Origin of the sequence: Flavobacterium sp. XS2P24, assembly GCF_030010285.1 — a bacterium.
Lineage (GTDB): Bacteria > Bacteroidota > Bacteroidia > Flavobacteriales > Flavobacteriaceae > Flavobacterium > Flavobacterium algoritolerans.
The window spans coordinates 31816-43837 of record NZ_JASCRU010000006.1; the positions used below are offsets into that span (position 1 = coordinate 31816).

The window sequence follows — 12022 nt, forward strand, 5'->3', positions numbered from 1 at the left end:
GAACAATAACTAAATTCTTTTATCTACCAGACAATTGCTTTACAAAGCAATCTTTAAACTTTAATCTAAAACAATCAGTATTGAAATTAATAACTGGTTCAAACAAAAGATTTTTAACTCAAAGGAAAAACTTGCATCAAACGAAATATCTTCAAAAAACAATTTTATGAAGCACTCCATCTAAAAAAGTCCACTTTATTGCAAAGAGTAAAAATACATCTGATAACCAAATAGTTACGTTGTAAAAAAAACTTAAATAATTAACTTTTGTTGAATCAAAGTTAGCTATAACATCAAAAAAAGAAAACAAAAAAACTCTAAACAAGATAAAATTCTGTTATTCCCGACAAGAGACACTATTCGCTAAGAAAAGGTTTACAGCTACAAAATATTAATACTTAAAAACCTGTTAACTTACTGATAATCAATTAATTAGGTAATATATTATTTAAATTTTGTTAATAAAAAAACAATGTTAAAAAACAGTAATATCCTTTAACATATGAATTAGTGATATCGATTCTTTATCCAACATTTATTTAAAAAATTATTTCTCTTAAAGTACTGAAAATGAATCCTTTTTTAAGGTTAAAAAAAACTCAGGAGGGTTTAAAAACATTGCTTTTTATTCATGAAAACAATATAGCCTTCTAAAAAACGTCAAAAAAAAGACCCTTCATTGCTGAAAGGTCTTTTGTGTTAAAAATTATAATCCAATTCTAATTCCTATTTCACGGCAACAGTGTTGTTTCTTAAAATTTTGCTAAAAAATAACACATGAGAAGGCAATGCATTTTCCCAATATTCCCAAGTGTGAGCTCCTGGACGTTCCGTATAATCATGAGAAACTTTATTATAAACGAGTCTTCGGTGTAATTCCCTGTTAGATTCTATCAAAAAATCATCTACTCCGCAATCTATAATCAATTCCAGTTTGTTACTTTTTATTTTATCAACCATATTTAAAACAGCATTTGAGGCATACACTTCCTGTGGTACTCCTTCAATTCCAAAAACAGGTTCCATTAATTTAGTCACTCTTTCCTTAGATTCTGGATTAATCATACTCCCCATATCAACGGCTCCACTCATACTTCCTGCGGCACAAAATAGTTCCGGGTGTTTTGTCGAAAGATACAATGCCCCATGACCTCCCATAGAAAGTCCTGTAATTACACGTCCTTTTCTGTCATTTATTGTTCGATAGGTATTATCTACTTTCTGAATTACTTCTTTTGTGATATATGTTTCAAACTGACTTCCTTTATTAACAGGACTATCAAGATAAAAACTGAAAGTTTCCCCTTCCGGCATTACAATTATGATATTATACTGATCCGCTAAATTGTGCAATAAATTCTTATCCGGGGTTTTAGACAACCAATCATTAAAATGACCATAAGCACCGTGCAACAGATAAAGAACAGGATAGTTAACCTTGCTTTTAGCATAAGAACTGGGCAATACTACCGCAGCTTTATAGGTTTTATTCATAGCTGAACTCGGGATTTGCAACGTATCGGCTTTTGCACCATAAGATGATGCAGTGTGTCCAAGAAGGAAAAATAAAAATAGAATCTGAAGTTTCTTCATTTGATAGTTTTTTTGGTGATTGAAAAGTAAATATACACTTTTCCAGAAAAACTTGCTTTATCGTTTAAAAATCGAATACACTTTACAAAAACAATTGATTCATTTAGAACAGCTTAATTCAATATTGATGTGTTTTTGTAAAAACAATTCAATAAATAATTAACTCCACATTAAACAAAAACCTCTTACTTTTTTATTTCGAAATTAAACAATATATATTTTTTTAACATAAATGAATTTATAAATTATTGAATTTTAACCATAATCGGCATTATGATGATAAAATAGCACCTAAATCAGAAAATATAGTTCTATTCCGTAAACGATTCTTATCCTAATTTTACAATAGAAATTTTAACTATTAATTTAAAAACTAGAATTATGAAAAACATTTTAAAATTGAGTTTATTGTTGATAGTAACAATGACTAGTATGAGTATGTATGCAATTGAAGACAATTTTTTACTTAACGTAAAAAAAGGAAAAGGAAATGAAATTAGCTTTACTCTAAACCAAATTAAACAAGCTAATGTATCTATTTATGATGATCAGAATAATTTAATCTACACCGAAAAAGCAAAAGGTGAAAAAAGAATTTCAAAGACCTATAATTTAGACGAATTTCCCGTGGGAACGTATTATTTGGTTGTCGAAAACAACCTGAAAAAAGTAAAACACGAAATTATTATCTCGGAACAAAAAACATTTTTAACAACAAAAGCAATCTCGGAAGTTTACAAACCAACGATGAAAAATAGAAATTTGGCAACTATCAATTAGTGTACTGCCGAATAGTATTAATAAAGGCTGTCTTTTGGGACAGCCTTTTTGTTTTATTATAAATATGAATTACATTTTACATATTTCTTCTATATTGCCCGCCTACTTCAAACAAAGCCGAAGTGATTTGTCCCAAAGAACAAACCTTTGTCGCTTCCATCAAATGTTCAAATAAGTTTTCGTTTTTAATGGCAGCTTCCTGAAGCGTATTCAAATGTGTATTTACTAAATCCTGATTCGATTGATGTAAATGGTTCAACATATCAATTTGGTATTGTTTTTCTTCTTCGGTGGCACGAATTACTTCAGCTGGAATCACTGTTGGAGAACCTTTAGAACTCAAGAACGTATTTACACCAATAATTGGGAATTCACCGGTATGTTTCAAAGTTTCATAATACAAACTTTCTTCCTGAATTTTACTTCGTTGGTACATCGTTTCCATAGCACCAAGAACACCACCACGTTCTGTAATTCGGTCGAATTCCTGTAAAACCGCAGCTTCCACTAAATCTGTCAATTCTTCGATAATAAAAGCACCTTGAATTGGATTTTCATTTTTAGCCAAACCTAATTCTTTATTGATAATCAACTGAATTGCCATTGCACGACGTACAGATTCTTCTGTTGGCGTTGTAATTGCTTCGTCATACGCGTTAGTATGCAACGAATTACAGTTGTCATAAATGGCATACAACGCTTGCAAAGTCGTACGAATATCATTGAAATCAATTTCCTGCGCGTGTAAAGAACGACCTGATGTCTGAATATGGTATTTCAACATTTGCGCACGTTCGTTGGCACCGTATTTGTTTTTCATGGCTTTCGCCCAAATTTTACGTGCCACACGACCAATAACTGCATATTCAGGATCTACTCCATTCGAGAAAAAGAATGATAAGTTTGGTCCAAAATCGTTGATGTTCATGCCACGACTCAAATAATATTCCACATACGTGAAACCATTAGAAAGTGTGAAAGCCAATTGCGTGATAGGATTTGCACCCGCTTCAGCAATGTGATATCCTGAAATAGAAACCGAATAGAAGTTTCTAACATTGTTGGTAATGAAATATTCCTGTACGTCACCCATCAATCTCAATGCAAATTCAGTAGAGAAAATACACGTATTTTGTGCTTGGTCTTCTTTTAAAATATCAGCTTGAACCGTTCCACGAACTTGTGACAATGTTCTTGCTTTTATGTCGTTATACACTTCCAAAGGTAAAACCTCATCTCCGGTAACCCCCAAAAGCATCAACCCTAAACCGTTATTTCCTTCAGGTAAATCACCTTGATAATGCGGTCTCTCGACTCCTTTTTTGGTATAGATTTGTTTAATTTTTGCTTCAACTTCTTTTTCAAGACCATTTTCTTTGATGTAAAACTCGCATTGTTGGTCAATAGCCGCATTCATGAAAAACCCTAACAACATAGGAGCTGGTCCATTAATAGTCATGCTTACCGAAGTCATCGCATGAACCAAATCGAAACCAGAATATAATTTTTTGGCATCATCCAAACAACAAATAGAAACTCCGGCATTACCTATTTTTCCATAAATATCAGGACGCACATGTGGATCGTTTCCGTATAAAGTTACGCTGTCAAAAGCCGTTGATAATCGTTTTGCAGGTAATCCCGCACTTACATAATGAAAACGCTTGTTCGTTCTTTCTGGTCCGCCTTCTCCGGCAAACATACGAGAAGGATCTTCTCCTTCACGTTTGAAAGGATACAATCCAGCAGTAAAAGGGAATTCTCCAGGAACATTTTCCTGCAAACACCAACGTAAAATATCTCCCCAAGCTTGATACTTTGGCAACGCTATTTTCGGAATTTGAGAATGTGAAAGTGACTCTGTATGCGTAGCCATTTTTATTTCCCTGTCACGAACTTTGAACGTATAAACTGGATTTTTGTACTTGTTTACTTTTTCGCTCCAAGTCAAAATGATTTCCCAATTGTACGGATCCAAATCCATTTTTACTTTATCAAATTGATTCAGTAAAAGGTTTAAAAAGATTTTGTCTTCAGCGGCACCTGGTTTTTCAGATTCCAAAGCAGTTGGTAAAACCGAATCGTCATTAATTCCTGCTTTGTTTATTTCAGGTATTTTCTTGGCAACTGTTTCAATCGTTTTGAAAATTCCGTATAATTTCTGGGCAACTTGTTCCTGACTAACCGCCGTAACATCATATTTTCTGTTACTTTCGGCAATTTCAGATAAATAACGCGTTCTGTGTGGCGGAATAACGAAAATCTTCTCACTCATTTCACGAGTGATTTGGAACGTTGATTTCAAATCAGAATTCGTTTTCTCATGGATTTTATCCATAATAGCTTTGTACAGCGTATTCATTCCCGGATCGTTAAACTGCGAAGCAATTGTCCCGAAAACTGGAAGTGTATCTAAATCTGCATCCCAAAGATTATGGTTGCGTTGGTATTGTTTTTTCACGTCTCTCAATGCATCCAAAGAACCGCGTTTGTCAAATTTGTTTATCGCTACCAAGTCGGCAAAATCAAGCATGTCGATTTTTTCCAATTGGGTTGCAGCACCAAATTCCGGTGTCATAACATATAAAGATACATCAGAGTGGTCCATGATTTCCGTATCAGATTGCCCGATTCCAGAAGTTTCCAAGATGATGATATCATAATTTGCCGCTTTAATCACTTGAATCGCATCGGCAACATATTTAGACAAAGCCAAATTCGATTGACGTGTGGCCAATGAACGCATGTAAACTCTAGGACTATTGATAGCATTCATTCGGATTCTATCTCCAAGTAATGCTCCACCAGTTTTTCTTTTGGATGGATCTACAGAGATTAACCCGATTGTTTTTTCCGGGAAATCGATTAGAAAACGACGCACCAGCTCATCTACTAATGATGATTTTCCTGCTCCTCCTGTTCCTGTAATCCCAAGAACCGGAATCGTGCAATTCTCATTCTTTTTTTGGATGGCTTCCAAAGTTTTGGCCGCAACATCAGGAAAATTCTCTGCTGATGAAATAATTCTGGCAATTGCTTTTGGATTTTTTTCTTCTAAATGATTGATTTCATCACTTAGTTGATCTCCAATAGCATAATCTGCACGTTGTACTAAATCATTTATCATTCCTTGTAAACCCAAAGCACGTCCGTCATCAGGAGAATAAATTCTTGTAATTCCATACGCTTGTAACTCGGCAATTTCAGAAGGCAGGATTACACCTCCGCCACCGCCAAATATTTTGATTTGCCCTGCTCCTTTTTCCTGAAGCAAGTCATACATGTATTTGAAATATTCGTTATGCCCACCTTGATAGGAAGTTATTGCAATCGCATTGGCATCTTCTTGAATCGCTGTATTGACAACTTCTTCCACACTACGGTCATGGCCCAAATGGATTACCTCAACACCTGTAGACTGAATAATCCTACGCATGATGTTGATTGCGGCATCGTGACCGTCAAAAAGAGCTGCTGCGGTAACAATTCTTACTTTATTGTTAGGGATATATGGTTTTTGTTGTTCCATTTTATGAATATGATAATTTAAGCCTGCAATTTACGATTTTATTTTAAAAATTATTTGATGTTGTGGCTCGTTGTTAATAAATAACACAGAATTTTGTTATTTAGCCCCGATTGAAGCGGCATCTCCCGATTTAGAAAAACAAGGCTTTTATCAGCCGTAGTTTTTATTTATCGGGAATACAGCGGAAAGCGGGACAAATCCTGATTAATAAAACTAAAATTTGTGCTCCTAAAGAATAGTTGGCTTTGTTTTTGAATAAGTAGTATTTTTACAAAAGCCAAATGGCAAACAGACGAAGTAAACTAATACTCTAATTACGATGAAGAAAATTTTAATGGTTATGATGGCGGTTTCGCTTTCGAGTTGTGCTGAAATGCAACAGGTGATGAATCAATTTCCACAAACGCAAGGAATTGGCGGCGTTGATATTGCCGGTGGATTGAAGGAAGCATTGAACAATGGGATTTCGAAACAGGTAACAAAACTGACTGCTACCGATGGTTTTTACAGAAATGAAGCCGTGAAAATTTTATTGCCGGAAGAATTGAGAAAAGTAGATACTGGTTTGAGAAGAATTGGATTGAGTTCTTTGGCTGACGAAGGTTTGAAAGTATTGAATCGTGCTGCCGAAGACGCAGTGAAGGAAGCGACTCCAATATTTGTTGATGCCGTTAGAAACATGACTTTTATGGATGCCAAAACGATTTTGATGGGAAATGAAAGTTCGGCTACCACTTATTTGCAGAACAGTACTTCGACAGCTTTGTACGGAAAATTTAATCCGGTGATTAAAAATTCGTTTACCAAAGTTGGTGCCGATAAAGTATGGGCCAACATTATTACTAAATACAATAGCATTCCTCTTGTAAATAAAGTGAATCCTGATTTGACTGATTATGTTACGAACCAAGCGTTGAATGGCGTTTTCAAAATGGTTGCTGTTGAAGAAAAAAACATCAGAACGAATTTGAGTTCCAGAACTTCTGTTTTATTGCAAAAGGTTTTTGCCTTGCAGGATAACAAATAGATTGAAATTTGGCTGTTTTTTTTCAAACATAAAACAGCCAAATCCAACTTTTTTATAAAAACAAATACGTTTAGTTTTGAAAAATACTATTCATTACTACCAACAAAGCTGAAAACAGAACCCTAATGCAGAAAATTACAATCCTAATCCATTGCGAAGATCAAAAAGCAATTATTGCTTCCGTTACGAATTATATTTCCTCTATTGATGGTAATATTATTTATTTAGATCAACATGTCGATGCCGATGAAAATGTATTTTTCATGCGTTTAGAATGTGAATTCAGTGCCAAAAATTGGAATATTGAAGCCATTAAAACTGATTTTCAAGCTAAGTTAGCTGCTCCTTTTAATATGTCGTGGGAAATGTATACCCAAAACGAAAAACCAAGAATGGCTTTGTTTGTTTCTAAATACGATCACTGTTTGTATGATATTTTAGGACGCTACAGCGCTGGCGAATTACCTCTTGAAATCCCTTTGATTATAAGCAATCATGAGGATTTGAAAGCAGTGGCAGAGCGTTTTTCTATTCCGTTTCATTATGTTCCTTTTACGAAAGACATTAAAAGCGAAGGCGAACAAAAACAGTTGGATTTATTGAAAGAATACAATATTGACTTCATTGTTTTGGCACGCTACATGCAAATTATCACACCTAATTTGATTGCGCAATACAAGAATCAAATTATCAATATTCATCATTCCTTTCTTCCGGCATTTCCCGGAGCAAAACCATATCATTCTGCTTTTAAACGCGGTGTGAAAATCATTGGTGCCACCAGTCATTATGTAACCGAAGGATTAGATGAAGGTCCGATTATCGAGCAGGATATTGCCCGAGTTTCACACAGTCATTCTATAGAAGATTTTATTATGAAAGGGCGCGATCTGGAACGCATGGTTTTGGCCAGAGCCATAAAACTGCATGCCGAGAGAAAAACAATGGTTTATGACAATAAAACGGTGGTGTTTTTATAAATCCTCACCCAACCCTCTCCAAAGAAAAGAGAACCAAACCCCATAGAATTAAAGGATATTGTCTATTATATATAAAATGCTCGCTTATTGGTGAGCATTTTTTTTAACCTGAAATTTCAATTTCCCTCGTTTTTTCATTATTGTCAAATACTACTTTGGTCCAAAACGATTTTGCTTTTTGATGCGTTGGATACCAATCCCGGTTTTCTTCCACAAGAATAAAAAGCCCTGTATCAGTTCCTAAAACGATAAACTTTTCTAGTTTTGGTTGTTTTGAAAATACCGAAAGACCGTATTTATTAAACATTTCATCACTGAGTTTTGAAACATTTTTGGTCACAAAACCTATTTCGCTTACAGAAAGAATTGACAATCCATCAAATGGTTTTTCTGAAGTATTATCCAAGCTAAAACGGGCAATAAATTCTAAAATATTTCCATTATTGTCATAGAAATAAAAAGACTTTGCATTCCAGTTATAGAAATCGGCAATTTTTTCTGGTGGAACAACCTCCATAATTTCAGTTTTCTTTTCTATCCAAGCAAAGGCTTCCAACAATTTATTATTGGGTAAATCAAAAGCAAAATGATACACTGGTTTTAAATTCTCAGAAGAACGGAAAGTTAGTTTTGTGGAACCAGCGGCAAATGAAATACTCGAATTGGTTTTCGAAATAGTTTTCAATCTGATAACGTCAGTGTAAAACAACTCCGTTTCAGTAATACTATCCGTCAATAATTCGAGTTCGAGAATATTCATCGTGTTTAAATAAAGTAATTTATCTTTTTAACAAATACACCTCAACGCCCAGCAACTAAATCACTATGAATTTCTAATGATAGTCTAAACCTACTGAAATTCTATAGCCTCAGATGATGTCAAAATACTTAAAGAAGTGCTCTGGAAATAAAGTTAAAAAACTTAACTTATGTACAACAAAGTAATAACAAAATCTTAACAGCAAAACGTCTCCTTATGTGTGATCTTTGCAGAGTAATAAACTGGTTATTTATTATTTTGGTTTTGGTTAGTTAAAGAATTGCCTGCATTTGTAATGCAGGCATTTTTTTATTTAGCGGTATTTATAAAAGAAAGAACTGCATCATTGAAAGCATTAGGTTGCTCCACATTTACTACATGTCCACATTTTTCTATTACAAAGAGTTTTGACGATTTATAATGATTTTCAACAACTTTCCTAACCGATGGCAAAAACATATAATCCTCTTCGCCCATAACATAAAGCGTAGGAATATTCAATTCGACCTGGCGGAACCATTTCAGCACCGGATTTATTTCTGCAGTGAGTTTAAACCATTTGATGAATTCTTTCTGGTATAATTTTTTAGCTTCATTGATAAAAAGAACACGAGATTGCTTGTGACTTTTTTTAGGCATAATGACAAAGGCAAAAAACTTATATAAAACCAAATACGGCAATACGTATTTAAACATATTTCCCAATCGCATTAATACTTGAGAACGGAAATTCATTTTCAGGATTGCGCCGCCAAGAATCATGCTTTGCACGCGTTCCGGATACATTTCAGCCAATTGTCTGATGAGTATGGTACCCAAAGAAATGCCAACGAAATGTGATTTTTTAATTTTAAGAAAATCTAAGACTTCCAGAATATCATTGGCCAAAGCCGAAAAAGTATATTTCTGTTTGAAAGCTGTCTTTAAAGTAGGTTTTGATTCCCCGTGACCTCTTAAATCCAATAACAATACATTATACTGTTTTTTAAAATCACGTATTTGCTTAAACCAGATAGAAGAACTCCCACCGGCGCCATGAACAAAAGTTACCCACTGATCGGTGTTTTTATTTTCGTAAATGGTATAATTAATCACTTGTTTTTTTTGTAAAAATAGGACTTTAATTTTAAATCCCAATCTTAACAAAAAATAATGCTGGTTTTATAATTGTATACCGTAAATTTGCAAAAAATTTACACCCATGAAAGGATTATTGAAAGAGAAAAGTGAAATAGAAAAGCTTAAAAGAGAATACCAAATGCTCTCAGAACTAAATTTCAACTTCGACAAGACCACTGTTAAGTCTACCGTAACAACAGAAGAATTAATTTTAGAGGAATGCGAATTATAATTTTTGATGCATTTTTTTAAAATAGTCAAACGCTTTTAGCAGCCTGCTTCCATACCAAGAAAACATTTCGCCATCAACAAACACCGTTTTTGCATGATGCGTGTGTCTTCCTATTTCGAATGCATCTTCCTCCTTAAAAGGATACGGCTCTGAAGACAGAAAAACCAAATCCGGATCTCCTTCCAATCGCATTTTTTTGAGTTCGATTTCCGGATAACGTGATTTGTTATCATAAATATTCTGAAAGTGGTTCAGTTTCAGTAATTCATTGATAAAATTATCCGAACCAGCGACCATAAAAGGGTTTTTCCAAATGAAATAGGCTGCTTTTTTAACCGGTTTATCTTTGATGAAGTTTTTAAAATCGCTCAAGGCAAAAGCCAATTTGTCGTTCCATTTCTGGGCTTCGGTTCTGCAATTGAAGAGCTGACCAAAGTCGGTAATCATTTGAAAATTGTCTTCAATCGTGATGATATTCGTCACCCAAACCGGGCAAATTTTACGCAATTCTGCTACGATTTCTTCCGTATTTTCCTCTTTATTACAAATGATGATATCCGGTTGCAACAACCTGATTTTCTCATAATGCACTTTCTTGGTTCCTCCAACTATTTTCTTAACAGACTTAAAATGATACGGATGCACACAGAATTTGGTAATCCCAACAATTCGGTCTTCCAAGCCCAAATCATACAGTAATTCCGTTTGAGAAGGAACCAGTGAAATAATGCGCTTGGGTGACGTTTCAAAAGAATGGGAAGTTCCTATTTGATCGATTATATTTTTTTGTTTCAAGTTTCAAGTTTAAAGTTCATAGTATTAAAACATAAATTGGCAGCTTTTTAACCATTAAGAAATTAAGAAAATTAAGCTTTAAAAGTATTTCTTAATAGTTGTGACAAACAAGCTTTAAAGTATTTCTTAATGGTTTAAAAAAAGTCCCTGTTTAAAATTATTCCACTTTAAACCTTAAACCTTTTCAAACTTCAAACTCATAATTCCTTCCATTTCCTGTTGCATTTTCAACGCTTCTTCTCTTGCTTTTTCAACAAAATCAGTTCCGTTTGACGCATAAATAATCGCTCTGGAAGAATTAATAAGTAACCCAACATTGGCATTCATACCGTATTTACAAACTTCAGCTAGACTTCCGCCTTGTGCGCCAACTCCGGGAACAAGCAAGAAACTGTCGGGAACAATTTTACGAATTTCAGTAAAATATTCGGCTTTGGTAGCACCTACAACATACATCAGGTTTTCACTGTTTTTCCACGTTTTTGACGTTTCTAATACTTGCTTGTATAGTTCTTTAGCTCCGCTCCGTTCGGCTCCGCCTCGGGTTCCATCCACGTTTAAAGTCTGAAAATCGAACGCACCTTCATTGGAAGTCAAAGCCAGCATAATCGTATGTTTATTTTCGAAAGCAAGAAAAGGCTCCACCGAATCTTTCCCCATATAAGGAGCAACGGTAACGCTGTCAAAATTCAAATCCTCAAAAAAAGCTTTGGCATACATCGAAGACGTATTTCCAATATCACCACGTTTTGCATCTGCAATCGTGAAGATATCCGGATAAGTTGAGTTGATGTAATTAATTGTTTTTTGCAACGACATCCAACCTTTTATTCCGTAAGCTTCATAAAAAGCGGTATTGGGCTTATACGCCACCGCTAAATCATGGGTTGCATCGATTATGGCTTTATTAAATTCGAAAATAGGATCTTCCAGTGCTAATAAATGTTGTGGAATTTTATTTAAATCAACATCTAATCCTACTGCTAGGAATGATTTCTTGATTCTGATTTGGTCAATAAGTTGTTGTGTAGTCATTGTTTAAATTGTGTGCTGCAAATTTATGAAAAAAACCCCAAAAGCATTGGCCGTTTTATAACTTAAAAATTCAATGAATACGCTCTATTTTAATGCTGATCTTTTTTTAAAATTGTCAGGATAATAGATTGTCAGGACTGCACTAAAACTATATTTTTATTTTAAAAGAAAT

General features: G+C 34.3%; 9 protein-coding genes. 3 read left to right on the forward strand and 6 right to left on the reverse strand.

Annotated features, from left to right (window positions below; translation table 11 throughout):
- Nucleotides 1-726 precede the first annotated feature (726 nt).
- Nucleotides 727-1593, reverse strand: a complete 867-nt coding sequence (locus QLS31_RS06560) for an alpha/beta hydrolase-fold protein (protein WP_099714683.1) — start codon at nt 1591-1593, stop codon at nt 727-729.
- 381 nt (nt 1594-1974) lie between these two features.
- On the opposite strand from QLS31_RS06560, the gene QLS31_RS06565 reads away from it, so the two are divergent.
- Nucleotides 1975-2373 (forward strand): FimB/Mfa2 family fimbrial subunit, encoded by a 399-nt coding sequence (locus tag QLS31_RS06565; protein WP_282743193.1) that lies wholly within the window; start codon nt 1975-1977, stop codon nt 2371-2373.
- A 76-nt stretch (nt 2374-2449) separates the two neighbouring features.
- Here QLS31_RS06565 and QLS31_RS06570 read toward each other — a convergent pair whose 3' ends face one another.
- Complete coding sequence (locus tag QLS31_RS06570; protein ID WP_282743194.1) at nt 2450-5902, reverse strand: methylmalonyl-CoA mutase family protein; 3453 nt, start codon at nt 5900-5902, stop codon at nt 2450-2452.
- A gap of 319 nt (nt 5903-6221) precedes the next feature.
- Between QLS31_RS06570 and QLS31_RS06575 the strand changes: the two genes are divergently transcribed.
- The gene (locus QLS31_RS06575; protein ID WP_099714680.1) at nt 6222-6929 is read left to right on the forward strand and encodes a DUF4197 domain-containing protein; all 708 of its coding nucleotides are present in this window, start codon (nt 6222-6224) and stop codon (nt 6927-6929) included.
- A gap of 125 nt (nt 6930-7054) precedes the next feature.
- Nucleotides 7055-7909, forward strand: coding sequence for a formyltetrahydrofolate deformylase (purU, locus tag QLS31_RS06580; protein WP_121342608.1), 855 nt, complete (start codon nt 7055-7057; stop codon nt 7907-7909).
- Nucleotides 7910-8012: 103 nt separating this feature from the next.
- Here the strand turns inward: purU and QLS31_RS06585 are convergent, their stop codons facing one another.
- From QLS31_RS06585 to pyrF, 4 genes are all read right to left on the reverse strand, one after another.
- Nucleotides 8013-8669 carry a hypothetical protein gene (locus tag QLS31_RS06585; RefSeq protein WP_282743195.1) on the reverse strand — a complete coding sequence of 219 codons (657 nt, stop codon included), beginning with the start codon at nt 8667-8669 and terminating at the stop codon, nt 8013-8015.
- A gap of 309 nt (nt 8670-8978) precedes the next feature.
- Nucleotides 8979-9764, reverse strand: coding sequence for an alpha/beta hydrolase (locus QLS31_RS06590; protein ID WP_099714677.1), 786 nt, complete (start codon nt 9762-9764; stop codon nt 8979-8981).
- Nucleotides 9765-10014: 250 nt separating this feature from the next.
- A complete protein-coding gene (locus QLS31_RS06595) occupies nt 10015-10815 on the reverse strand; it encodes a helical backbone metal receptor (RefSeq protein WP_282743196.1) in 801 nt (266 codons plus the stop codon).
- A 174-nt stretch (nt 10816-10989) separates the two neighbouring features.
- Nucleotides 10990-11850, reverse strand: a complete 861-nt coding sequence (gene pyrF / locus QLS31_RS06600; protein WP_282743197.1) for an orotidine-5'-phosphate decarboxylase — start codon at nt 11848-11850, stop codon at nt 10990-10992.
- Nucleotides 11851-12022: the final 172 nt, after the last annotated feature.

Excerpts from the sequence above, each read along its gene's own strand:
- QLS31_RS06560 (WP_099714683.1), bottom strand. The coding sequence starts at position 1,593 with ATGAAGAAACTTCAGATTCTATTTTTATTTTTCCTTCTTGGACACACT.
- QLS31_RS06565 (WP_282743193.1), top strand. The coding sequence starts at position 1,975 with ATGAAAAACATTTTAAAATTGAGTTTATTGTTGATAGTAACAATGACT.
- QLS31_RS06570 (WP_282743194.1), bottom strand. The coding sequence starts at position 5,902 with ATGGAACAACAAAAACCATATATCCCTAACAATAAAGTAAGAATTGTT.
- QLS31_RS06575 (WP_099714680.1), top strand. The coding sequence starts at position 6,222 with ATGAAGAAAATTTTAATGGTTATGATGGCGGTTTCGCTTTCGAGTTGT.
- purU (WP_121342608.1), top strand. The coding sequence starts at position 7,055 with ATGCAGAAAATTACAATCCTAATCCATTGCGAAGATCAAAAAGCAATT.
- QLS31_RS06585 (WP_282743195.1), bottom strand. The coding sequence starts at position 8,669 with ATGAATATTCTCGAACTCGAATTATTGACGGATAGTATTACTGAAACG.
- pyrF (WP_282743197.1), bottom strand. The coding sequence starts at position 11,850 with ATGACTACACAACAACTTATTGACCAAATCAGAATCAAGAAATCATTC.